General features: G+C 71.2%; 22 protein-coding genes and 1 riboswitch. Of the genes, 16 read left to right on the forward strand and 6 right to left on the reverse strand.

All coding sequences use genetic code 11. The features are described 5' to 3' along the window. From ACQ5SP_RS05750 to ACQ5SP_RS05760, 3 genes are read right to left on the reverse strand one after another with little or no spacing between them, the layout of a single operon-like run. A complete protein-coding gene (locus tag ACQ5SP_RS05750) occupies nt 1-744 on the reverse strand; it encodes a sulfite exporter TauE/SafE family protein (RefSeq protein ID WP_430937361.1) in 744 nt (247 codons plus the stop codon). Then, complete coding sequence (locus ACQ5SP_RS05755; RefSeq protein ID WP_430937363.1) at nt 741-1,352, reverse strand: alpha/beta hydrolase; 612 nt, start codon at nt 1,350-1,352, stop codon at nt 741-743. The genes ACQ5SP_RS05750 and ACQ5SP_RS05755 overlap by 4 nt, the downstream gene beginning before the upstream one ends. Then, nucleotides 1,345-2,292 (reverse strand): LysR family transcriptional regulator, encoded by a 948-nt coding sequence (locus tag ACQ5SP_RS05760; protein WP_430937365.1) that lies wholly within the window; start codon nt 2,290-2,292, stop codon nt 1,345-1,347. Before ACQ5SP_RS05760 ends, ACQ5SP_RS05755 begins: the two co-directional genes overlap by 8 nt. A gap of 176 nt (nt 2,293-2,468) precedes the next feature. Here ACQ5SP_RS05760 and ACQ5SP_RS05765 point away from each other — a divergent pair, with 176 nt between their 5' ends. From ACQ5SP_RS05765 to ACQ5SP_RS05835, 15 genes are all read left to right on the forward strand, one after another. After that, the gene (locus ACQ5SP_RS05765) at nt 2,469-3,452 is read left to right on the forward strand and encodes a Bug family tripartite tricarboxylate transporter substrate binding protein (protein WP_430937367.1); all 984 of its coding nucleotides are present in this window, start codon (nt 2,469-2,471) and stop codon (nt 3,450-3,452) included. A 54-nt stretch (nt 3,453-3,506) separates the two neighbouring features. After that, a complete protein-coding gene (locus ACQ5SP_RS05770; RefSeq protein WP_430937369.1) occupies nt 3,507-3,998 on the forward strand; it encodes a tripartite tricarboxylate transporter TctB family protein in 492 nt (163 codons plus the stop codon). Beyond that, nucleotides 3,995-5,521 carry a tripartite tricarboxylate transporter permease gene (locus ACQ5SP_RS05775; RefSeq protein ID WP_430937371.1) on the forward strand — a complete coding sequence of 509 codons (1,527 nt, stop codon included), beginning with the start codon at nt 3,995-3,997 and terminating at the stop codon, nt 5,519-5,521. Before ACQ5SP_RS05770 ends, ACQ5SP_RS05775 begins: the two co-directional genes overlap by 4 nt. 29 nt (nt 5,522-5,550) lie before the next feature. Then, nucleotides 5,551-7,152: a thiamine pyrophosphate-binding protein gene (locus ACQ5SP_RS05780; RefSeq protein WP_430937373.1), complete on the forward strand. Its 1,602-nt coding sequence runs from the start codon at nt 5,551-5,553 to the stop codon at nt 7,150-7,152. Then, a complete protein-coding gene (locus tag ACQ5SP_RS05785) occupies nt 7,149-8,297 on the forward strand; it encodes a mandelate racemase/muconate lactonizing enzyme family protein (RefSeq protein ID WP_430937375.1) in 1,149 nt (382 codons plus the stop codon). Before ACQ5SP_RS05780 ends, ACQ5SP_RS05785 begins: the two co-directional genes overlap by 4 nt. Nucleotides 8,298-8,334: 37 nt before the next feature. Next, the gene (locus ACQ5SP_RS05790; protein ID WP_430937377.1) at nt 8,335-9,090 is read left to right on the forward strand and encodes a sulfite exporter TauE/SafE family protein; all 756 of its coding nucleotides are present in this window, start codon (nt 8,335-8,337) and stop codon (nt 9,088-9,090) included. Between the two features lie 41 nt (nt 9,091-9,131). Beyond that, nucleotides 9,132-9,328, forward strand: a riboswitch (cobalamin riboswitch). Nucleotides 9,329-9,466: 138 nt separating this feature from the next. Further along, complete coding sequence (locus ACQ5SP_RS05795) at nt 9,467-11,299, forward strand: TonB-dependent receptor plug domain-containing protein (RefSeq protein WP_430937379.1); 1,833 nt, start codon at nt 9,467-9,469, stop codon at nt 11,297-11,299. Continuing rightward, nucleotides 11,286-12,104 carry an ABC transporter substrate-binding protein gene (locus ACQ5SP_RS05800; protein WP_430937381.1) on the forward strand — a complete coding sequence of 273 codons (819 nt, stop codon included), beginning with the start codon at nt 11,286-11,288 and terminating at the stop codon, nt 12,102-12,104. The genes ACQ5SP_RS05795 and ACQ5SP_RS05800 overlap by 14 nt, the downstream gene beginning before the upstream one ends. After that, nucleotides 12,101-13,090, forward strand: coding sequence for a FecCD family ABC transporter permease (locus ACQ5SP_RS05805; RefSeq protein WP_430937383.1), 990 nt, complete (start codon nt 12,101-12,103; stop codon nt 13,088-13,090). Before ACQ5SP_RS05800 ends, ACQ5SP_RS05805 begins: the two co-directional genes overlap by 4 nt. Nucleotides 13,091-13,092: 2 nt before the next feature. Then, nucleotides 13,093-13,845 carry an ABC transporter ATP-binding protein gene (locus ACQ5SP_RS05810; protein WP_430937385.1) on the forward strand — a complete coding sequence of 251 codons (753 nt, stop codon included), beginning with the start codon at nt 13,093-13,095 and terminating at the stop codon, nt 13,843-13,845. Next, a complete protein-coding gene (locus tag ACQ5SP_RS05815) occupies nt 13,842-14,639 on the forward strand; it encodes a cobalamin-binding protein (protein WP_430937387.1) in 798 nt (265 codons plus the stop codon). Before ACQ5SP_RS05810 ends, ACQ5SP_RS05815 begins: the two co-directional genes overlap by 4 nt. Then, nucleotides 14,639-15,286, forward strand: coding sequence for a MotA/TolQ/ExbB proton channel family protein (locus ACQ5SP_RS05820; protein WP_430937389.1), 648 nt, complete (start codon nt 14,639-14,641; stop codon nt 15,284-15,286). Before ACQ5SP_RS05815 ends, ACQ5SP_RS05820 begins: the two co-directional genes overlap by 1 nt. Continuing rightward, nucleotides 15,286-15,663, forward strand: a complete 378-nt coding sequence (locus tag ACQ5SP_RS05825; RefSeq protein ID WP_430937391.1) for an ExbD/TolR family protein — start codon at nt 15,286-15,288, stop codon at nt 15,661-15,663. The genes ACQ5SP_RS05820 and ACQ5SP_RS05825 overlap by 1 nt, the downstream gene beginning before the upstream one ends. Nucleotides 15,664-15,667: 4 nt before the next feature. Next, complete coding sequence (locus ACQ5SP_RS05830; protein WP_430937393.1) at nt 15,668-16,045, forward strand: ExbD/TolR family protein; 378 nt, start codon at nt 15,668-15,670, stop codon at nt 16,043-16,045. Next, complete coding sequence (locus ACQ5SP_RS05835) at nt 16,042-17,016, forward strand: TonB family protein (RefSeq protein ID WP_430937395.1); 975 nt, start codon at nt 16,042-16,044, stop codon at nt 17,014-17,016. The genes ACQ5SP_RS05830 and ACQ5SP_RS05835 overlap by 4 nt, the downstream gene beginning before the upstream one ends. Before the next feature lie 10 nt (nt 17,017-17,026). Here the strand turns inward: ACQ5SP_RS05835 and ACQ5SP_RS05840 are convergent, their stop codons facing one another. Next, entirely contained in the window at nt 17,027-17,488 is a 462-nt protein-coding gene (locus ACQ5SP_RS05840) for an Lrp/AsnC family transcriptional regulator (protein WP_430937397.1), read from the reverse strand. 127 nt (nt 17,489-17,615) lie between these two features. Between ACQ5SP_RS05840 and ACQ5SP_RS05845 the strand changes: the two genes are divergently transcribed. After that, nucleotides 17,616-21,056 (forward strand): indolepyruvate ferredoxin oxidoreductase family protein, encoded by a 3,441-nt coding sequence (locus tag ACQ5SP_RS05845; RefSeq protein WP_430937399.1) that lies wholly within the window; start codon nt 17,616-17,618, stop codon nt 21,054-21,056. On the opposite strand, the gene ACQ5SP_RS05850 is transcribed toward ACQ5SP_RS05845, so the two are convergent. Both ACQ5SP_RS05850 and ACQ5SP_RS05855 read right to left on the reverse strand, forming a co-directional pair. Then, entirely contained in the window at nt 21,050-21,631 is a 582-nt protein-coding gene (locus tag ACQ5SP_RS05850) for a VOC family protein (RefSeq protein ID WP_430937401.1), read from the reverse strand. The genes ACQ5SP_RS05845 and ACQ5SP_RS05850 overlap by 7 nt on opposite strands. Nucleotides 21,632-21,697: 66 nt before the next feature. Next, nucleotides 21,698-22,999 (reverse strand): NAD(P)/FAD-dependent oxidoreductase, encoded by a 1,302-nt coding sequence (locus ACQ5SP_RS05855; protein ID WP_430937403.1) that lies wholly within the window; start codon nt 22,997-22,999, stop codon nt 21,698-21,700. Nucleotides 23,000-23,009 lie beyond the last annotated feature (10 nt).

The following is a 23,009-nucleotide window of genomic DNA, read 5'->3' on the forward strand; positions in this document are numbered from 1 at the left end:
TCAGGCCATCATCAGCTCGCGCAGCATCAGCCCGAGCCCCGAGATGAACATCAGCACGATCACCAATCGCTGGAAGGCCGTGTCCGACACGCGCTTGAACACCAGGATCCCGATCTGGGTGGCGATGATCGTGACCGGCAGCGCCAGCGCCATGGTGATCAGCGATTGCCGCCCGATATCGCCGGTGACCGCCAGGATCGCGGCCGAGATGCCGAGGATCGCCACGTTGAAAGGCTGAAGCAGCGCCCGCCGTTCGGACTTGCCCCAGCGGCGCATGGCCGACCACATGGTGGGCAGCGCGCCCGATAGCCCGGCCACCGCGCCCAGGAAGCCGCTGACGAACCCGATACCGCCGTCGATCACCGGGGTGGGGCGCGTGAGGTTCGGCAGCTCGCGGCGAAAGGCGAAAAAGCCGCCATAGAGGATCAGGAAACCGGCGATCACCAGCTTGAGCGACCGCGAGTCGATGACGTCGAGCAGCATCAGCCCGAGCGGGATGCCCAGCAGCGCCGGCAACAGGAAGCGCAGCAGCCGCGGCCAGTCGACCGAGGTGCGCACCAGGTAGACGCCCTGCAGCCCGCTGACCACCGACATGACCAGCGCCGCGGGCACCGCCTGGACGGGCGGCATCACCTGCAGCCACCAGCTGAGCGCGAAGAGCGACAGGCCGAACCCGGCCAAACCGGTAACGAAGCCGCCGCAGAAACCGCCCAGGAGGATGACCACTACGGTCTCGAGGGTCATGCGGCGGCGGTGCTCGCCGCCTGCAGGCGGTCCCGGATCAGCTGGTTCAGCGCCTCGGCCTGGTCGGAGTCGAAGAGGAACTGCGCATGGGCGGCGCCGGGATAGACCTCGAGGCTCTTTTCGGCGGTGCAGGCGTCGTACATGGCGCGGACATCCGCCGCGCAGTCCTCGTCTTCGCTGACCACGAAGGCCACGTGACCGCCGGCCAGGTCTTCCGGCGCGCTCATCTGGCGGGGCGAGAGCAGCATCAGCAGCGCCACCTCGCCGGCCAGGCCCGCGATCGCGGCCTCGGCCGCGGCGACGGCGCCCATCGATCCGCCGATCACCGAGACCGGCCCGCAGCCGCGGGCGCGCAGCGCGGCCAGCCCGCCGGCCACGTCCGCGGCATAGGTCTTGGGCGCGCCGTCGCCGGTCGATTCGCCGTAGCCGCGGAAGTTGGGCGCCAGCACGGTGTAGCCCGCCCCCTGCAGCCCCGTGGCGAGCTCTGCCCAGCTGTCCTTGTCGAAGACCTTGCCATGGGCAAGCAGCACCCCGTGGGCGCCGCCCGGATAGAGGTCGGCCTCGATCCGGCCGCCCTCGGCGGCGTCGTAGCGGATGGTTTCAGTCATTGGTCGGTTTCCTTTCGCTATCCCCCGTGGTGGTCTCCGCGGGTGTTTGCCGGCGCGGATCGAAGCGCCCGATTTCGACGGTTTTCTGGAGCTTTGCCCGCAATTCCTCGAGCACCCGGACCTTCACGCGGTCCCGCCGCGAGAGCACGCCCATCACGCGTACCGCGTTCGAATCCCCCAGCGGAATCCGGCGCAGCGGCAGCCGGTCGGCCACGACGACCGACTGGCGCGGCACGATGGAGACCCCGAGATTGGCATAGACCATGGACGAGATCGCCTCGAGGTTCTCAAGTTCCATGCTGTCGGCGACGCGGATTCCCCGGTCGCGCAGCCAATGATCGATCATCGCGCCCACCACGGCCTTGCGGGAAAAGCGGATGAAGGGGTTGGTCTCCAGCAACTCGCGCGGATCCTCGCTTTCGGTCTCGGCGGCGGCGATCAGTTCCAGCGGCTCGACGGCGATCTCGTGCCAGTCGGTGGTGGCCGGGACCGAGAGCGGCTTGGTGATCACCGCGGCATCGAGCGCGCCGCGCTCGAGCTGTTCGACGAGATCGATGGTGGCGCCGGGCACGACGCGGACGTGCAGATCCGGGTAATCGTCCTTGAGCATCGCCACCGAAAACGGCACCATCCCGGTCAACGCCGTCGGTACCGCGCCGAGCGTGAGTTCCCCGGCCAGCCCCCCGTCGCCGAGCGCCGCCGGCACGATGCTGTCATAGGCGGCGACGACCTTGCGCGCCTCTGCCACCAGGGCATGGCCGAGCGGGGTCAGGCTGGATGTCCGGCTCGAGCGGTCGAAGAGGGAAACCTGCCACTCCTGCTCCAGCGCCTTCATCTGCTGGCTGACGGCGGCGTGGGTGACGAAAACGGCCTCCGCCGCGGCGCTGAACGTTCCGTGATCGGCCACCGCAATGAGCGTTCTGAGATTGCGGATGGACACAAGAGAGCCGCCTCTTATTGTAAGAAAATATTGCGTTCCGGGTAAGAAGATATCACTATCGCTAAAAATATCTTACTTTTAACCTGTGTCAACAAGCCGTCAAATGACAATATCTGGGCGCCGGCCAACGGCAGCGACGGGCGCCCGCAAGGAAAACCGAAACTGGGAGGACTAGAATGCGACATCTCGTGAAAGGCGCCACCATCGCGGCAGCCGTGAGCGTAACGGCCTCGATGGCCGTGGCCGAATATCCCGAGCGACCGATCACCATGGTGATTCCCTACGGCCCGGGTGGTGCGACCGACATCTCGGCGCGCACGATTTCCGAGCCGCTGACCACGGCGGTCGACAACCCGCTGGTCATGGTCAACCGCACCGGCGCGGGCGGCGCGACGGGCTCCGTGTCGGTCCAGAACGCCAATCCCGACGGCTACACCATGCTGTTCGCCCGCGTCGGCTCGCACACGGTGAACCCGGCGATGAAGGCGACGCTGCCCTACACGCTGGACGATTTCCGCTTCGTCGGCGTCTACGAGATCAACCCGGTGGCCTGCGCCGTGCATCCCGACTCGGGTTACGACAGCATGGAGGACCTGGTCGCGGAGGTGAACGCGAACCCCGGCACCGTCAGCTACAGTTCGTCCGGCGTCGGCTCGCTGCTGCACCTCGCGGGCGCCATGATGCTGCGGGAGTTCGGCGTCGAGAACCCCGTCGAATCCGCCATCCACATCCCGCTCAAGGGCGGCGGGGCGGCGGCGACCGCCGTGCTGAACGGCACCGCGACCTTTATCTGCACCAACTCCTCGGCGCTGGCGAGCTTCGTCACCAACGAGCAGCTGAAGCCGCTCGTGGTGACCACGGCCGAGCCGGTGGTGGGCTTCGACGCGCCGACCTCGGCGGATCTCGACATGCCGCAGCTCCAGCGGCTCGTCGGGTGGACCGGCATCGCGGGACCGGACGGCTTGCCGGACGACATCGCCGCGAAATGGGGTGAATGGCTTGCCGCGGCGACCTCCGACGAGGAGTTTGTCTCCAAGATGGAGGCACGCGGCTCGGTCATCCGGCTGATGGATCCGGTGGAATCGCAGGAATTCATCGAGACCCAGTACGAGGTCTTCCGCGAGCTCGTGGATGACCTTGGCATGCGGATCGAAGGCTGATCCGGTCCGGGGCCGCGGCGACCTGCGCCGCGGCCCCGATCTCAGGGGGATTACATGCTGAAGTCGTCGCATTTCACGATCGGGCTCGCGTCTCTGGCGCTTTCCGCATTTCTCTTCCTCTTCGCCATTCCGACCTGGGTCACGACCCCCGGCAACGTCTCCAACGTCGTGCTGTCGCCGGTCTTCTGGCCCTACGCGCTGTCCGGCGTCCTGGCGCTGGTGGGCGCGGGACTTCTGATCATGGGCAGCCGCGAGATCGTGGCGGCGCCTGACGACGCAGCGGACGCGCCCGCGCACGGGACCGAAGCCTGGATGCGGCTCGGCGCGATGGCGGTCCTGATGGCGGTCTACGCCGCGGCGATCCCGCGGCTCGGCATGGTCTGGGCCTCGATGCTGGCCTTCGCCGCCGCGGCCTTCCTGATGCGCACCCGCCACCCGCTGCCCGCGCTGGTCTCGGCCGTCGCGGTGCCGCTCATCCTCTATGCCTTCTTTGCCCACGTGGCGTCCGTCGCGGTGCCCCAGGGCGATTTCGTGAGGTTGCCGTGAGTTTCATTGACAGCATCATGGCGGGGCTCGCCCTCGTCGCGAATGTCGAAAGCTTCCTTGCCCTGGCGATCGGCGTCACCGTCGGCGTGATCGCGGGGGCCATCCCGGGCATGTCGGCGACCATGGCGGTGGCGCTGACGCTGCCCTTCACCTTCTCGCTGGCGCCGATCACCGGCATCCTGCTGCTGCTGGGGGTCTACAAGGGCGGCATCTTCGCCGGTTCGATCCCCGCGATCCTGATCAAGACACCCGGCACGCCGGCCTCGTCGGCGACGGTGCTGGACGGCTACCCGATGGCCGAGAAGGGCCAGGCGGGCAAGGCGCTCGGCATGGCGCTCTACGCCTCCTGCACGGCCGACCTGATCTCGAACATGGCGCTGATCATGTTCGCCGGCATCCTCGCCTCCTTCGCGCTGAACTTCGGCCCGCCGGAGTTCTTCACGCTGATCCTCTTCTCGCTGACGATCATCGCGGGCGTGTCGGGAGACAGCCTGCTCAAGGGCATCTTCAGCGCGGTGCTGGGGCTGCTCTTCGCCACCGTCGGGCTCGACCTGGTCTACGGGACCAACCGCTTCAACTTCAACGATCCGAACCTGATGGGCGGGCTCAACTTCATCGCGGTGCTGATCGGTCTCTTCGCGATCCCCGAGATCCTCAACATGGTCTGGAACCCGGCCAGCGCCGACGGCAAGACCCGCAGCCTCGGGTCCAAATGGGTGACCTTCGCCGAATACAAGCGCTGCTTCCGCTCGATCATCCGCGGCAGCCTGATCGGCGTCTTCCTGGGCTCGATCCCGGGCATCGGCGCCGCGCCCTCGGCCTTCCTGTCCTACAGCGAGGCACGGCGGAAATCCAAGAACCGCGAGAATTTCGGCAAGGGCGAGATCGAGGGCGTCGCGGCCTCCGAGGCGGGCAACAACGGCGTCGCCGGCGCCACGCTGATCCCGCTGCTGGCGCTGGGCGTGCCGGGCGACGTGATCACCGCGATCATCATCGGCGCCTTCATGATCCACGGTCTGCAGCCCGGCCCGATGATGTTCATCATGAACGTCGACATCATCTACGGCATGTTCATGGGGCTGATCATCAGCTCGGTGCTGCTGCTCTTCGTCGGCTCGATCTCGATCCGGGCGTTCCGCTACGTGGCCGACATCCCGCGCGGCGTGCTGTTCCCGGCGGTGATGGTGCTCTGCGTCTACGGGGTCTACGCGGTCAACAACAACATCTTCGACGTGGGCGTGATGTTCGCGATGGGCTGGCTTGGCTACATCATGCTGCGCGCGAACATCCCGGCCGCGCCCTTCCTGATCGCCTTCATCCTCGGCCCGTTGCTGGAAGACAATTTCCGCCAGTCGATGCTGATGTCGGGAAGTTCCCCGTGGATCCTGGCCCGCGGGCCGATCACCTGGTTCTTCTGGACGGTCACGCTGATCACGGTGGTGGCCATCGTCCGCGCCGGGGTGAAGGGCCACCGGGACGCGCGGCGCCAGCGCCGCGCGGCGGCGGAGACGCGGGCGGGCTGAACCGCCGATCAACGGAAAGGACAGACGACATGCGAGGAGCGGACCTTCTGGCCGCGACGCTGGCGGCCGCCGGGGTGCGGCGGATCTTCAGCCTCTCGGGCAACCAGATCATGCCGGTCTACGACGCCTGCATCGATGCCGGGATCGACATCCTGCACACCCGCCACGAGGCCGCCGCGGTCTTCATGGCCGATGCCTGGGCGCAGTTGACGGGCGAGGTGGGGGTGGCGCTGGTCACCGCCGCGCCGGGCTTCGGCAACGCGCTCGGGGCGCTGTATTCCGCGCGCGCCTCGGAAAGCCCGGTTCTCCTGTTCTCGGGCGACGCGCCCGTGGCGCTCGATGGGCGGGGGGGCTTCCAGGAGATGGACCAGTGCGCGGCCTCCGCGCCATGGGTGAAGCACGCCGCGCGGCCTGCCAGCGCCGACCGCATGGGCGAGGAGACCGCCCGCGCGCTGCGGCTTGCGGCCGCCGGGCGGCCCGGGCCGGTGCATCTCGCGCTGCCCTTCGACGTTCTGAACGCGGAGACCGGTGCGCCGGTCCCCGACCGGGCCGCCTGCCGGCCCGACCGCGCGGCCCCTGCGGAGGAGGCCGTCGCCGCGCTGCGCGTGGCGATGGACGGGGCCGCGCGGCCCGTCATCCTGGCCGGGCCCGCCATGACGGCCACGCGCGCGGGCGATCTGCCCGACCGCCTGGCCGCGGCGCTGGGCGCGCCGGTCCTGCCGATGGAAAGCCCGCGCGGGCTGGGCGATCCGGCGCTCGGTGACCTCAAGGGCGTGCTGGGGCAGGCGGACCTGATCCTGGCGCTCGGCAAGCGGGTGGATTTCACCCTCGGGCTCGGCAAGGCCGAGGCTTTCGCCGCGGGCGCGCGCTGGATCGTCGTCGATGCCGAGACGCCGGCGCTCGAGATGGCGCGGGCCAATCTTGGCGACCGGCTCGACCGCGCGCTGGAGGCCGATCCGCATGCCCTGGCAGAGGCGCTTTCCCGGGGCAGCCCCGCGGCCGACCGCGCCGGCTGGCGCGACGAGGCCGCCCGGCGCACCGCCGCCCGCGCGCCGGATCCGGGCGATCCCGACGGGCGCGTCACCCCGGCGGAGCTGACCGCGGCCGTGCAGCGCGCGATGGCGGCGCATCCGGGCGCGGTCGCGGTCTGCGACGGCGGCGAATTCGGGCAATGGGCGCAGGCGGGCCTGCGCCCGGCGGCACGTGTCATCAACGGCCCCTCGGGCGCGATCGGGGGCGGGATCTGCTATGCCATCGCCGCACGCGCGGCGCGGCCCGCGGCGCCGGTCTTCGCCCTGATGGGGGACGGCACGGTGGGCTTTCACCTGGCCGAGTTCGAGACCGCGGCCCGGGCCGGCCTGCCGGTCGTGGCGGTCATCGGCAACGACGCGTGCTGGAACGCCGAGCACCAGATCCAGCTGCGCGACTACGGCCCCGACCGGCTGATCGCATGCGAGCTGAGCGGCGCGCGCTACGACGCGGCGGTGGCGGCGCTCGGCGGGCACGGCGAATACGTGACCGAGGCGGCGGATCTGGACGCGGCGCTCGCCCGCGCGGTGGCCAGCGGCAAGCCGGCCTGCGTCAACGTTCGGATCGCCGGCCTGCCGGCGCCCTCCGGCGCCGGCCATTGACCGCGCCGGTCCGCATCGCGCGGCTCGCCGCCGAGGTCTTCCGCGTGCCCATCGACCGGCCGGTGGAGACGTCCTTCGGCGTCATGCGGGACCGTCCCGCCGTCTTCGTCCGGCTGGAGGACACCGACGGCGCCTTCGGCTGGGGCGAGGTGTTTGCCAACTGGCCCGCCGCCGGGGCCGAGCACCGCGCGCGGCTGGTGATGGAGGACATCGCCGATCTCTTGCTGGGCCGGGAGATCGCGCGGCCGGGCGATCTTTTCCACGCGCTCACCGCCGAGACCCGTATCCGCGCCCTGCAATGCGGGGAATGGGGGCCTTTCGCGCAGGGGATCGCGGGGCTCGACACCGCGGCGCAGGATCTATTCGCGCGCCGGGCCGGGATGCCGCTTGGCCGGGTCCTGCGCGCGGATGCGCCCGGGGCCGTCCCGGCCTATGCGAGCGGCATCAAGATCGCCGACGCGCCCGAGGCGATCCCGGCGGCCCGCGCCGCGGGGTTCACGGCCTTCAAGGTCAAGGTGGGCTTCGACATGGACGCGGATGTCGCGGGCATCCGCGCGGCCGCGGCCGCGCTGGCGCCGGGAGAGCGGCTTTTCGCGGATGCCAACCAGGCCTGGGACGTCCGGACGGCCCTGGATTTCGCCGGGCAGGTGGCCGCCTGCGGGCTCGGCTGGCTTGAGGAGCCGATCCCGGCCGATGCGCCCGATGCTGACTGGGCCCGGCTGGCCGGTGCCTGCCCGATCCCGCTCGCGGGGGGCGAGAACATCGCCGGGAGGGCGGCCTTCGCACGCGCGGCGGCGGCGGGGCATCTCGCCGTGATCCAGCCCGATCTCGCCAAGTGGGGCGGGGTGACCGGCTGTCTCGGCGCCATGCGCGCCGCCATCGGGGCCGGGCGGCTGGCCTGCCCGCATTTCCTGGGCGGGGGCGTCGGGCTCGCCGCCTCGGCCCATCTGCTGGCCGCGGCCGGGGGCGCGGGGCTCCTGGAGGTGGACGTGAACCCCAACCCGCTGCGCGACGCTTTCGGCACGCCGGGGGCACGGATGCGGGACGGGTGCTGGCGGATCCCGGACCTGCACGGGCTGGGGATCGAGGCGCTGCCGGAGGAGATCCTGCGCTATCGCACCCTGTCGCTGGCCCGGCCCGCGTGACACGCGCCGCCCCGCGCCCCGCCCCGGAGGCCCGCGGATGATCGCCGGGATCGGGATCGAGGCCTTTGCCGTCGGCGTGCTGGCGGTGCTGATCATCGGAATCTCCAAGGGCGGGTTCGGCGCCGGGGCCGGGGTGGTCTCGACGCCGCTCTTCGCGATGATGGTCGGCCCGGTCGAGGCGGCGGCGATCATGCTGCCGGTCCTGCTGCTGATGGACGCGATCGGCGTCTGGGCCTACTGGCGCAGTTGGCACTGGCCGTCGCTGCGGCGCGTGATGGGATGGGGGCTCGTCGGCGTGGGCCTGGGCTGGGCGCTCTTCCGCTTCATCGACGCGGGGACGCTGAAGCTCTTCATCGGGCTGATGACGCTGTCCTTCTTCACCTACTACATCTTTCGCGCGCGGCTGCCGGAAGCGGGCGGGCGCATGGGGCGGCGCAGCTGGATCTGGGGCAGCCTGGCGGGGTTCACCAGCTTCTCCGTCCATGCCGGCGGCCCGCCGCTCGGCGTGCATCTGCTGAGCCTGAGCCTCACCAAGACGCAATTCCAGGCCGCCACGGTGATCTTCTTCGCCTTCGTCAACCTGGTGAAGGTGCCGCCCTACCTGCAGCTGGGCCTGTTCACGCCCGAGCGGCTGCAGGTCTCGGCTGTCCTGGCGCTGCTGGCGCCGGTGGGGATGGCGGCGGGCATCTGGGCGCATCACCGGGTGCCGGAGGCGTGGTTCTTCCGCATCATCCTGGCGCTGCTCTTCGTCGCCGGGGTGAAGCTGACGCGGGACGGGCTGGCCGCCTTCTGAGCGGCGCCGCGGAATCATCCTTGATTTTCACGCATGATGCGCTAAGCACGATCCACTTCGGTTCCGCCGCCCCCGGGCGGTGGATGAAAAGGGAACACGGTACGGCACATGCCAAATCCGTGGCTGCCCCCGCAACTGTAGGCGGAGAGCGCGGCTGAACATGCCACTGGGGCGACCCGGGAAGGCCAGCCAAGCAGAGACCCGCGAGCCAGGAGACCTGCCGAAGTGATCACCCATTCCCGGTGCGGGGCGCGCCAGGGAAGCGGAAGATCCGCAGCGGTGACGGCAACTTGGCACCGTCTGCGGAAAGGACCCCTTTCCAAGGACTTGTAAACAGACCTTAACGCGGCCGAGGCCGCGTGGATCGGGGGAATGCATGAGAAAGACACTGACCGCCCTGGGCACCGTCCTGGCCGCCGCCGCACCGGCCGCCGCGCAGGAGCCCTTCGTTCTCGACGAGATCGTCTTCGCCGCGAATCTGGGGGAGATCGAGGCCAGCCGCACCGGCACCTCGGTGACCGTTCTGGGCGAGGAGGACCTCGATCGGACCAGCGAGTCACGCCTGACTGACCTGTTGGCTCGCCAGCCCGGCATCGGCATCCGTTCGCAAGGGCCGTTGGGCACGCAGACGGGCATTACGGTCCGTGGAGTCAGTCAGAACTACGTCAAGGTCCTGTTTGATGGCATCGACATCTCGGATCCCTCCGGTCCGCAAGTCGCCTATGATTTCGGGCGGCTGACAAGTTTCGGTCTCGACCGGGTCGAAATCCTGCGGGGCTCGCAATCGGCGGTTTACGGCAGCCAAGCCGTCGCTGGGGTCGTGAACCTGCAGACCGCGTTGCCGCGAGAGGACGGCACGACGCATGCCGTCGAAGTTGAAGCGGGTTCCTATGGCACTTTTTCCGGAAATTTCAGCTACGGCGTGCGGAAGGGCGATGACGCCTTGGGTTTCAACCTGTCTCACGTCAAGACCGACGGTTATTCGGCCGCCAATGAAGCCGACGGCAATACTGAGGCCGATGGCTACGAGGCGACGCGCTTGTCGGTGAAGGGGGAGACGGCCTTGGGCGAGGGCGTCACTTTGGGTTTTTCGGGCTTCGTCGAGCGTTCGAAAGGGGATTATGACGAATTTTCGATTGCCGATGGGTCGCCCGACGAAGTGTCAGAGGCGACCGCGCGTGGTTTGCGCGGTTTCGTCCGGTTCGAAACTGGGCGGGTCGAGCATGAGGTGGCGGCCAGCGCCTTTACCATCGACCGTACGTTGAGTGGTAGTACTGGCTTTGGGGCATCTAGTCAGGATTACGAAGGCGGCCGGCAATCGCTGGACTGGACTGCGAGTGTGGCTGCCGGGCAAGCCCAGCTTTCGTTTGGTGCTGATATCACGTGGGAAAACTACGACCAGGTGTCCGATTTCGGTTTTGGAGCGTCGGCGAATGGCGGGAGCTCACGCACGCTCGGCGCCTATGCCGAATGGGAAGCGGCGCTTTCGGATACATTTGACCTCACCTTGTCAGCCCGTGCGGATGAACATTCGGAATTCGGCACGTTCCTGACCGGTCGAGCAGCCGCTGCGTGGCGGATTTCGAGTGACGTGATCCTCCGCGGCGCCGTTGGAACCGGGTTCCGTGCGCCCTCGGGCTACGAACTCTTCGGCCCCTATGGCGACCCGAGCCTGACACCTGAGGAAAGCGTTTCCGCCGATCTGGGGATAGAGAAGCAGTTCGGCCAGGACGCATTTGCCCGAGCAACCATGTTCTGGATCGAGACTGATAACCTGATTGACTATATCGGCGGCAGCTACACCCAGGTGGCTGGTACGACCAGGCGCCAGGGCTTGGAACTTGAGGGCGAAACAGCCATCTCGGACAGTGTTCGCCTGACCGGCGCCTACACCTACACCGATTCCCAGAATCCATCGCTTTCGTCAGGCAATACCTGGAATTCGGGCTTTGGCCGCCATCAGCTTGCCTTGGGCCTGGACGCCGACCTTTCCGACAGGCTCACTGCGTCCTGGGGGCTGCTGCATGTGGCCGACCGGCCGACGCTCGATGATTACACCACCGTGAACGCGACCTTCACCTACGATCTCGGGAACGCGACCGAAGCCTATATGCGGGTCCAGAACCTGACTGACGAGCAATACGAACTTGTCGACGGCTACGGCACCTCCGACCGGGCGTTCTATGTGGGGCTGCGTGCGTCGTTCTAGGATAGTCGCCGCGGCGCTCTGCTGGGCGCTGGCGGCGTGGCCCGTGATGGCCGCGCCGCCCGAGCGGGTCGTGTCGATCAACCTCTGCACCGACCAGCTGGCCATGATGCTGGCCGCGCCGGGCCAGCTCGTCTCGGTCTCGGCGCTGGCACGCGAGCCGCAAAGCTCGGCCATGGTGGCCGAGGCGATGCGCTACCCCGTCAACCGGGGCCAGGCCGAAGAGGTGTTCCTGCTCGATCCCGACCTGGTGCTGGCGGGCAGCTACACGACCCCGGCCACCGTCGACATGCTGCGCCGGCTGGGCATCCCCGTCGTGACCCTGCCGCCCGCGACATCGCTCGACGCCGTGAGCGACCAGATCGCCCAGGTGGGCGCCGCGCTTGGCCGCGCGGCGGCGGCGGACCGGCTCGCGGCCGATTTCGAGGCGCGGCGCGCCCGGCTCCGGGACGCGCTGGCCGAGCGGCCGCGCGCCGCGCTCTATTACGCCAATGGCTACACGGCCGGGGACAGGTCGCTGGCCGGCGAGATCCTCGCCGCGGCGGGTTTCGCCAATGTCGCGACCGAGGCCGGGCTGACCCAGGGCGGCGCGCTGGCGCTGGAGCGGCTGGTGATGCTCGCCCCCGAGCTGGTGGTGGAGGGCGCGCGCTATCCCGGCGCCTCGCGCGGCGAGGCGCTGCTGGCGCACCCGGCGCTGGATGGGCTGCGCCGGGCCGGGGCGCGCACCGGGGGCGACTGGGCCTGCGGCACGCCGCATGTGCTGCGCGCCATCGCGGGGCTGGCCGCGATCCGGGAGACGCTGGAATGACCGCGCGCGTGCTCTTGCCGGGCCTCGGGCTGCTGGTCGCGGTGCTGTTCCTGGCCGCGCTGCTGGTGGGGCCGGCCGGCATCGGGCCGGGCGAGAGCCTGGCCGCGCTGCTCACCGGCCGGGGCGAGGCCGTCACGCTGGTGATGCGCGAGATCCGCCTGCCGCGGGCGTTGCTGGCTGCGATGATCGGGGCGAGCCTCGGGCTGTCGGGCGCGGCGATGCAGGGCTACCTGCGCAACCCCCTGGCCGAGCCGGGGCTGATCGGCGTGACCGGGTCTGCGGCGCTGGGCGCGGTGATCGCGCTTCAGACCGGGCTGGCGGGGGCCTTCGCGCTGGCGCTGCCGCTGGCCGGGCTGGCCGGCGCGGGGGCCGCGGTGGCGCTGATCCTGCTGCTGGCCGGGCCGCGGGGCAGTGCCTTCACGCTGATCCTGGCCGGGATCGCGATCAGTGCGCTGGCCGGGGCGCTGACATCGCTGGCGCTGAACCTGTCGCCCAACCCCTTCGCCGCGATGGAAACGATGTTCTGGATGCTCGGCTCGGTGGCGGACCGATCCTTCCGCCATGTCTGGCTGGCGCTGCCCTTCATGGCGCTGGGCTGGGCGGCGCTGGCGACGCTGGGGCGCGGGCTCGACGCGCTGACGCTGGGCGAGGACGCGGCCGCCGCGCTTGGCATCCGGCTGGCGCGGATGCGGCTTCTGCTGGTCTGCGGCACCGCGGCCTCGGTCGGCGCGGCGACGGCGGTGGCCGGGGCCATCGGCTTCGTCGGGCTGGTCGTGCCGCATCTGCTGCGCCCGCTTGTCGGCGCGCAGCCCTCGCGGCTGCTCTTCGCCTCGGCGCTGGGCGGGGCGGCGATGGTGCTTGCCGCCGATATCGCCGTGCGCGTGGTGGTGCCCGAACGCGACCTGAAGCTCGGGGTGCTGACCGCGCTGGTGGGCGCGCCGCTCTTCCTGCATCTCATCTACAAGACCCGGCGGGAGGGGGTTTAGCCATGCTGCGCCTCGATGCCTTCTCGGTCTATCGCGGGCCATGCCCGGTGGTCGACGACGTCACCTGCCAGGTGGCGCGCGGCGAATGCGTCGGGCTGATCGGCCCGAACGGCGCGGGCAAGACGACGCTGATGCGCGGCGCGCTGGGGCTGCTGCCGGCCGCGGGCGAGAGCAGCCTCGCGCGGCTCGCCCCGGCCGAGCGCGCGCGCGCCGCGGCCTGGATGCCGCAGCGGCGCGAGATCAACTGGCCGGTCAGCGTCGAGACGCTGGTGCGCCTCGGCCGCACGCCGCACCTGCCGCCCGGCGGGCGCTGGGGCGCGGCAGACCGCGCGGCGGTCGACCACGCGCTGGCGCGCATGGGGCTCGACGCCTTCCGCGACCGTACCGCCACGCAGCTCTCGGGCGGCGAACAGGCGCGGGCGCTCATCGCCCGCGCCCTGGCGCAGGAGGCGCCGCTCCTGCTGGCCGACGAGCCCATCGCCGGGCTCGACCCGGCCCACCAGATCATGACGATGGAGGTCTTCGCCGAACTGGCCGCCGAGGGCCACGCCGTCGTCGTCTCGATCCATGATCTGGGGCTCGCCGCGCGGCATTGCACGCGTCTGATGATGCTCGAGCGCGGCCGGCTCGTGGCCGACGGCCCGCCGGGGGAGGTGCTGACGCCCGAGAACCTGGCGCGCGTCTTCCATGTCCGCGCCCATTACGCGGACACGCCCGCCGGGCCGGTCTTCCAGCCGACGGAGACGATCCGATGACCCGTTTCCCGCCGGAACGCATCGTCTGCCTGACCGAGGAGACCGTCGAGACGCTCTACCTGCTAGGGGAGGAACATCGCATCGCCGGTGTCACGGGCTATGCCGTGCGTCCGGCCCGCGTGCGCCGCGAGAAGCCGCGCGTGGGGGCCTTCACCTCGGCCGATATCCCCAAGATCCTGGGGCTGGACCCGGACCTGGTGCTGACCTTCTCCGATCTGCAGGCCGATATCGCGGCAGAGCTGATCCGCGCCGGGGTCGCGGTCCATGCCTTCAACCAGCGCGACGTGGCGGGTATCCTGGCGATGATCCGCACGCTGGGGGCGCTGGTCGGCGCGGCAGACCGGGCCGGGGCGCTGGCGGCGACGCTCGAGGCGCGTCTCGAGACGATCCGCGCCACGCCGCGCCCGGCCTGTCCCCGGGTCTGGATCGAGGAATGGGACGATCCGCTGATCTCGGGCATCGGCTGGGTGTCGGAGCTGGTCGCGATCGCCGGCGGGCAGGACGTCTTCGCCGACCGCGCCCGGGCGGCGGCGGCGACGGACCGTATCCTGTCGCCCGAGGACGTGATCGCCGCCGCGCCGGAAGTCATCATCGCCTCGTGGTGCGGCAAGAAGGTGCGCGCCGAGCGGATCGCCGCGCGGCCGGGCTGGGCCGCGGTGCCGGCGGTGGCGGCGGGGCGCATCCACGAGATCAAGTCGCCGCTCCTGCTGCAGCCGGGACCGGCGGCGCTGACCGACGGGCTGGACGCGATCTGCGCGGCGCTCTGGGGCGAGACGCGAGAGGGGGACGGCTGATGGAACTGGGCGGATGGCACGCGGCGCTGGCGGAGTTCCTGGCCAAGGGCGGCCCGGCGATCTGGGCGATCGCGGCCCTCTCGGTGGTGACGCTGGGGCTTATCCTGTGGAAGGGCTGGCGCCTGGCCCTGATGGGCGCCTGGGCGGGCGCGCGGGCCGAGCGCGCGGTCGCGCTCTGGCTCGGGGGGGATGCGGACGCGGCGCGCGCCTCGCTGGCCGGACGCGTCGGGCTGCGCGCGGCGCTGGTGCGCGCGGCGATGGACGCGCTGGCCGCCGGGCTGCCCGAGACCGCGGCCCGCGAAGAGACGACGCGGGTGGCGCGGGGCTTGCTGGACGAGGCCCGGCGCGGCCTGCGCGCGCTGGAACTGATCGCCTCCATCGCGCCGCTCCTGGGGCTTTTCGGGACGGTGCTCGGCATGATCGAGGCCTTCCAGACCCTCGAGCAGAGCGGCGCGCGGGCCGACCCGGCGGCGCTGGCCGGCGGCATCTGGGAGGCGCTCTTGACCACGGCGGCGGGCATGGCGGTGGCGATCCCGGCGGCGCTGGCCGAGGGCTGGTTCGCCTCGGTCGCGGCACGGGCGCAGCACGACATGGAAGACCTGGCGACCCGGCTCTTCGTGGCCCGCGCCGGGCAGGGGGGCGGCTGATGTTCGACTTCGCCGCCGCGCGCCGGGCCCGCCGGCCCAGCCTCACGCCGATGATCGACGTGGTGTTCCTGCTGCTGGTCTTCTTCATGCTGGCCGCGCGGTTCGGGTCCGAGGGCGCGCTGCCGCTGGCGCTCGGCGGCGGGGCGGGGGACTGGACCGGCCCGCCCCGGCTGGTCGAGATCGCGGCCGACGGCGTCCGCCTGAACGGGGTGGCGACCGACCCGGCGGGACTGGCCGCCGCGCTCGAGCCCCTGGTCGAGACCCGCGCCGACCCGGTCGTGCTGCGGGCCACCGGGGACGCCGATCTCGCCCGGCTGGTCGCGCTGATGGAGCGGCTCTCGGCCGCCGGCTACACCAACCTCGTGCTGGTGGAGTGACGCGATGCAGTTCGACAGCCCCAGAGATCGCCCACGCCGCGAGCACATCGTGCCGATGATCAACGTGGTGTTCCTTCTGCTGATCTTTTTCCTGATGACGGCCGAGATCGCGCCGCCCGTGCCCTTCGAGGTTACACCGCCGGCCGCTGGCGGACAGGTGGCGGCCGGTGATGACGGGGTGCTGCACGTGGCGGCCGACGGGCGGCTCGCCTTCGGCGCCCTGCGGGGCGAGGCCGTCTTCGGGGCGCTGGCCGGGCGCGACGGGGGCGGGCCGCTGGTGGTGCGCGCCGACGCGGCGCTGCCGGCCGGGCGGCTGGCCGCGCTGCTGCCGCGCCTGACCGCGGCCGGGGTCGACCGGATAGAGCTGGTGACCGCGCAATGAGGCAGGCCGTCGAGATAGCGGGGTTCCTGTCGCTGGCCGCCGGGCTGCACCTGGCGGTCTTCGCGCTGACCGCGCCGCCCGGCGGGGGCGCCGGCGCCGGGGCAGAGGGACGGGCCAGGGTCACCCTGGCCGCCGCGCCGGCCGGGCTGGCGGGAACCGTTGCGGAATGGGACCGCGGCCCGGCGGCCGCGACAGAGGTCGCGGCGGCGCAGCGCGCGCCCGTGGCTCCTGCGGCGGCCCCGACGGTCAGCCCGCCGGAGACCGCGCCGGCCGCGCCGCGCCGGATGTCGGTGCTGGCCCCGGCCCCGGCGCAGCCCGCCCGCCCGACGGTCGAGACGACGCCGCCGCCCCGCGCCACGCCCGACGTGATGGCGCGGCTGGCGACGCCGGCCCCCCCGTCCGTCGATGCCGCGCCGCGGGTCACACCGCGCGATGCGCCCGCACCCGGGGGCGCGCGCGCCACCCCCCGGATGCAAGCGCCCCGCGCCGAGCCCGCGCCCCGGCTGGACACGGCCCCGGCGGCGCCCCCGCCGCCCGAGGTCCGCCCGGCCGCGGAGGCCGCGGTCGCACCGAAACCGCGCCCCGTGCGCCAGGCCTCGGTCCCGGTTGCGCCGCAGAAGGCCGCGGGGCCGGGCGCCGCCCGGACCGAGGGCGCCACGGTTCCGCGCCAGGCCGCGCTGACGCGTGGCGAGCGCGCGACGCTGATGGCCGCCTGGGGCGGGCAGATCCGGGTCGCGATAGAGCGGGCCAAGCGCGGCATCCGCGGCGGCCGCGGCCGCGCCATGGTCGAACTGACCGTCACGCGCGGCGGGCGGCTCGCGGGGGTGCGGGTGGTGCAATCCTCGGGCGACGCGGCGCTGGACCGCGCGGCGGTGGCCGCGGTGCAGCGGGCTGGGGCCTTCCCGCCCGCGCCCGACCGGCTGCCGGGGCAGCGTTTCCCCTTCCGGCTGCCGGTGCGGTTCGAGGGCTGAGCCGCGCCCCTCAGCCGAGGCGCAGCGCCGGCTCGTGCTTGATCTGTTTCAGCACCATGTTCGTGCGGACATTGGCGATCCCCGGCAGGCGGAACAGGAAGCCGTCGAGAAAGGCGTTGTAGGCCTCGAGATCCCGGCAGACCACGCGCAGGTGGTAATCGGCCTCTCCGGCGGTGGCGAAACAGTCCTGCACCTCGGCGCGGTGGCGCACCGCCTCGATGAAGGTGTTGACCGCCTCGGGCGCGTGCCGGGTCAGCTGGACATGGACGATGGCGTGAAAGCCCATCCCGATCTCGGCCGCGTCGATCAGGGCCGCGTAGCGCCGGATGACGCCGGCCTCTTCCAGCGCGCGTACCCGCCGCCAGCAGGCCGAGGCCGAGAGCGCCGCGCGCTCGGCCAGATCGGCGTTGGAGATGCGCCCCTCGCGCTGGAGAATGTCGAGCAGGCGGCGGTCCTGCGGGTCAAGCTGCATAAGATGGAAACCTCTTCCAGATTTTGGATAATCCCCGAAAGGATCATCCGCAAGATGCCCCTTGAACAGCAAAATGGAAAGGAAATTTCCCGTGCCGGATGGCAGACTCGACAAAAGGAGGCCTGCCATGACCCATCAGTTCCAGCCGCTCGACGCTTATGCCCTCGACGACCGCTACGACCGCCGCAGCGGCCGCGTTTTCCTGACGGGGACGCAGGCGCTGGTGCGTATCCTGCTCGACCAGGCCCGGCGCGACCGTACGGCCGGGCTGAACACCGCCGGGCTGGTCACGGGCTATCGCGGCTCGCCGCTGGGCGGGTTGGACCTGGAACTCTGGCGCGCGGCGTCGCGGCTGGACGCGGCGCGGGTCGACTTCCTGCCGGCGGTGAACGAGGATCTCGCCGCCACCGCGATCCTTGGCAGCCAGCAGGTGGAGACCGAGCCCGGGCGCGACTGTGACGGCGTCTTCGGCATGTGGTATGGCAAGGGGCCGGGGGTGGATCGCGCGGGCGACGCGCTGAAACACGGCAACGCCTACGGCTCCAGCCTGCGCGGCGGGGCGTTGGTCGTCGCCGGTGACGATCACGGCTGCGTCTCGTCCTCGATGCCGCACCAGTCCGACGTGGCTTTCATGGCCTGGTTCATGCCGACGCTGAACCCCGCGAGCGTCGCGGAATACCTGGAATTCGGCGAATGGGGCTACGCGCTGTCGCGGTTCTCGGGCATGTGGGTCGGCTTCAAGGCGGTCTCCGACACGGTGGAGTCCGGCGCCTCGGTGGACCTGCGCCCGGACCGCGTCTTTCGCACGCCCGATTTCACCGCGCCGCCCGAGGGGCTGCATTACCGCTGGCCCGACCTGCCGGGCTTCCAGATCGAGACCCGGATGGAGGCCAAGAAGGAGGCCGTCCTCGCCTTCGCCGAGGCCAACCCGATCGACCGGCGGATCCACGACATCCCCGGGGCGCGCTTCGGCATCGTGACGACCGGCAAGGGGCATCTCGACCTGATGGAGGCGCTCCGCCTGCTGGGCCTGGACGCGGCCGCCTGCCACCGGCTCGGTATCGACGTCTACAAGGTCGGCATGGTCTGGCCGCTCGCGCGCCGCGGGGCGCTCGATTTCGTGCGCGGCAAGCGCGAGGTGCTGGTGGTCGAGGAAAAGCGCGGCATCATCGAGAGCCAGCTCAAGGAATATTTCTACGACTGGGACGGCGAGAAGCCCGAGGTCATGGTCGGCAAGCGCGACGAGGCGGGCGACCGCCTGGTGCCCTGGACGGGCGAGCTGTCGCCGCACCTGCTGGCGCCCATCGTGGCACGCCGGCTGGAGGCGCTCTTCCCCGGCGCGGGCTTCGCCGAGAAGGGCGCGCGGCTCGCCGCCGAGGCGCCGCCGCGGATCAGCGTGCCGGGCGCGGTGCGCACGCCCTATTTCTGCTCGGGTTGCCCGCACAACACCTCGACCCGCGTGCCCGAGGGCTCGAAGGCGCTGGCGGGCATCGGCTGTCATTTCATGGCGAGCTGGATGAACCGCGACACCACCTCGCTGATCCAGATGGGCGGCGAGGGCGTGAACTGGGCGGCGTCCTCGCGCTTCACCGGCCGGGGGCATGTCTTCCAGAACCTCGGCGAAGGCACCTGGTATCACTCGGGCTCGATGGCGATCCGCCAGGCGATCGCCGCCGGTGCCAACATCACCTACAAGATCCTCTACAACGACGCCGTGGCGATGACCGGCGGCCAGCCCGTGGACGGGCCGGTCAGCGTGCAGGCCATCGCCCATATCTCGCGCGCCGAGGGCGTGGCCCGGATCGCGCTGGTCTCGGACCGTCCCGAGAAGTTCAAGACGGCGGATTTCCCGAAAGGCACCACCATTCACCACCGCCGCGACCTCGACGCCGTGCAGCGCGAGATGCGCGAGGTGCCTGGCGTCTCGGTCCTGATCTACGAGCAGACCTGCGCCACCGAGAAGCGCCGCCGCCGCAAGCGGGGCACGATGGAGGACCCGAAGAAATTCGTCATGATCAACGAGCTGGTCTGCGAGGGATGCGGCGACTGCTCGGTCGAGTCGAACTGCCTGTCGGTCGAACCGGTCGAGACCGCCTTCGGCACCAAGCGGCGGATCAACCAATCCTCCTGCAACAAGGATTATTCCTGCCTCAACGGCTTTTGCCCCAGCTTCGTCACCGTCGAGGGCGCGGACCGCTTGAAACGGCGCCCCGAGGCGGGCGGCGATCTCGACCGGGCGCTGGAGGGACAGCCGGAACCCGAGCTGGTGGCGCTGACGAAACCCTATGACCTGCTGATCACCGGGGTGGGCGGCACCGGCGTCGTGACCGTGGGTGCGCTGGTGAGCATGGCCGCGCATCTCGAGGGCCGCGGCGCGAGCGTGCTGGATTTCACCGGCTTCGCGCAGAAATTCGGGCCGGTGCTGTCCTTTGTGCGTCTTGCACCGGCCCCGGAGCAGATCAACCAGGTTCGCATCGACCAGGGGGCGGCCGACGCGCTGATCGGCTGCGACGTGGTGGTGTCCTCCGCGCCCAAGGCGTCGGCCTGCTATCACGCGGGCACGCGGGCGGCGGTGAACCTCGCCAGGATGCCGACCGGCGACGTGGTGCTGCACCGTGATGCGGATCTGCGCGTGGACGACCGGGTCGCCGCCATCGCGGGCGCGGTGGGGGCGGGGAACCTCTCGGCCATCGACGCCAACCGCGCGGCCGAGGACCTGCTGGGCGACGGCGTCTTCGCCAACGTCATCATGCTGGGCTTCGCCTGGCAGGGCGGGCTGGTGCCGGTATCGCTGGCCGCGCTCGACCGCGCGATCGAGCTGAATGGCGTGGCGCCCGAGGCCAACCGCCGGGCCTTCGCGCTGGGGCGGCTGGCGGCGGCCGATCCCGGCCGCTTCGCCGGGCTGCTGGGCGCGGGGCCGGAACGGGCGGAAACGCTGGACGAGATGATCGATCGGCGGGCGGATTTCCTGGCCGGCTACCAGGACGCGGCCTACGCCGCGCGCTACCGCGCCCGCCTGGCGCCATTGCGCGCCGCCGAGGCGCGGCTGGGGGGCGAAGCGCTGACGCGGACGGCGGCGCAGGCGCTGTTCCGGTTGATGGCCTACAAGGACGAGTACGAGGTCGCGCGGCTGCACCGCGACCCGGGTTTCGCGGATCGCATCCGCCAGTCCTTCGGCGCGGGCGCGAAGATCCGCTACCACATGGCGCCGCCGCTGCTGCCGCTTGGCAAGGACCGGCGCGGCCGGCCGCGCAAGCGCGCCTTCGGCGGCTGGATGCGCGGGGTCTTTGCCGTGCTGGCGCCGATGAAACGGGTGCGGGGCAGCTGGCTCGACCCCTTCGGCCACACCGCCGAGCGGCGCATGGAACGCGCGCTCATCGGCTGGTACGAGGATCTCTTGGACGAGGCGGCGGCGGGTCTGACGGCCGGGACCGCGGCCGCCTGGCAGGACCTGCTGGCCGAGGCGCTGGAGATCCGCGGCTACGGCCCGGTCAAGGCGACGGCCGCCACGCGCGCCAGGGAGGCCGTGGCCGGGAAGCGCGCGGCGCTGGGCGCGGCGACTCAGTAGGGGTTCCGCGGACCCCGGTCCTCGGACAGGCTGCCGTTCCGCCGTTCCGCGATGGCCTCGATCGCGTCGGCGAGGTGTTCCTGCTGGATATGCCCGTCGCCGCGCGCGACGCGGATCTTGTGGGCCTCCATCAGCACCTCGGCATGGCGCGACCCGGCCGGCGGCTCGAAGCGGTAGCAGGCGAGTTCGATCAACAGCCCCAGCGGGTCCTTGAAGTAGATCGAATCCATGAAGCCGCGGTCCTTCGGACCGGAATGGGCGATGCCGCGGGCGTCGAGCCGGTCGGCCACCTGCGCGAAGCTCGCCGCGCTGACCGCGAAGGCCAGGTGATGCACGCAGCCCGGGTCGGTCGGCGTGCGGCGGGGATCGGGCGTGCGGCCCTCGTCGCAGAAAACGGTGATGAGCCGCCCGTCGCCCGGATCGAAATAGAGATGGCTCTCGGACGCGTTGTCGAGATTGGGCTGATCGAAGATGAAGGGCATGCCCAGCACCCCTTCCCAGAAATCGATGGTCGTCTTGCGGTCGGCGCCGACGAGGGTGATGTGATGGACGCCCTGTGCCTGGATCTTTTTCATCCCGTCCTGCCTTTCTCTGCCGTTCGCGACCCAGTGTAGCCCGATTTTCCGGCCGGCACAGGGGAATCAGAGCCGGTCGCGCAGCGCGTACCAGCTCATCGCCAGCACCAGCAGCGGCCAGCGCAGCGCCGCGCCGCCCGGGAAGCGGGGCGCGGGCACCCCCGCCATCACGTCGAAGCGTTCGGCCTGGCCCGCGATGGCGTCCGCCATGACGCGCCCGGCGAAGGTGCCCATCGCGACCCCGTGGCCGGAATAGCCCCCGGCGCTGAAGATGTTGCCGGCCAGCCGCGCCACATGGGGCAGGCGGCGCATCGTGATGCCGAGCGTCCCGCCCCAGGCGTAGTCGATCGCCACCCCGCGAAGCTGCGGAAAGACCTCGAGCATCGGGCGGCGCACCTTGGCGGCGATGTCGGCGGGGAAGCGCCAGCCATAGCTCTCGCCGCCGCCGAAGAGCAGCCGGTGATCGGCCGAGAGCCGAAAATAGTTGATCACGAAGCGGGAATCGCCCACCGCGTGGTCGTCGCGGATCAGCCCGCGCGCCCGGTCCGCGCCCAGCGGTTCGGTCGCGACGACGAAATTGTTGATCGGCATGACGCGCGCCGCGACCGGCGGCGCGAGCCCGCCCAGATAGCCGTTGCAGGCCAGGATCACGTGATCGGCGCGGATCGTGGCCTCTGCCGTCGTCAGCACGACCCTCGCCCCCGCGGCGATGGCCGTGACGCGGCTGGCCTCGTGGATCGTGGCGCCGGCCGCATCCGCCGCCCGCGCCAGCCCCAGCGCCAGGGCCAGCGGATGCAGGTGGCCCGAGCCCATGTCGAGCGCCCCGCCGTGATAGCCCGGCGATCCCACCAGGGCACGGATCTCGTCGCGGTCGAGCGGGCGCAGCTTGTCGTAGCCGTAGTCGCGGCGGAGCTTTTCGGCATAGGCGTGGCTGTGGGCGACGTAGCGCGCGCGGTGATCGGCGTGGATGATGCCGGGGCGGTAGCCGCAGTCGATCCCGTGGCGCGCGATCAGGTCGTGCACGGTCTCGACCGACTCGCGCCCTAGCTGCCAGAGACGCGCCGCCGTCTCGCGCCCGAGATCGGCCTCGAGCCTGTCCTGCTCGACCCTCTGGCCGACGGCGATCTGCCCGCCATTGCGCCCCGAGGCGCCCCAGCCGACGCGGTTGGCCTCCAGCAGGCGCACCGTGTAGCCGCGTTCCGCCAGGTGCAGCGCCGCCGAGAGCCCGGTATAGCCGCCGCCCACGATGCAGACGTTGCAGGCGATCTCGCCCCGCGCCGGCGGGAAGGGCGGCAGGGGATCGACGGTCGCGGCGTACCACGAGTCCGGGTAGGCGCCGGGCCGGTCGTTTGCGGTCAGCAGGTCCACGGGCGCCGCC

Origin of the sequence: Rhodovulum sp. YNF3179, from assembly GCF_050586465.1 — a bacterium.
Taxonomy (GTDB): domain Bacteria; phylum Pseudomonadota; class Alphaproteobacteria; order Rhodobacterales; family Rhodobacteraceae; genus CAJXYS01.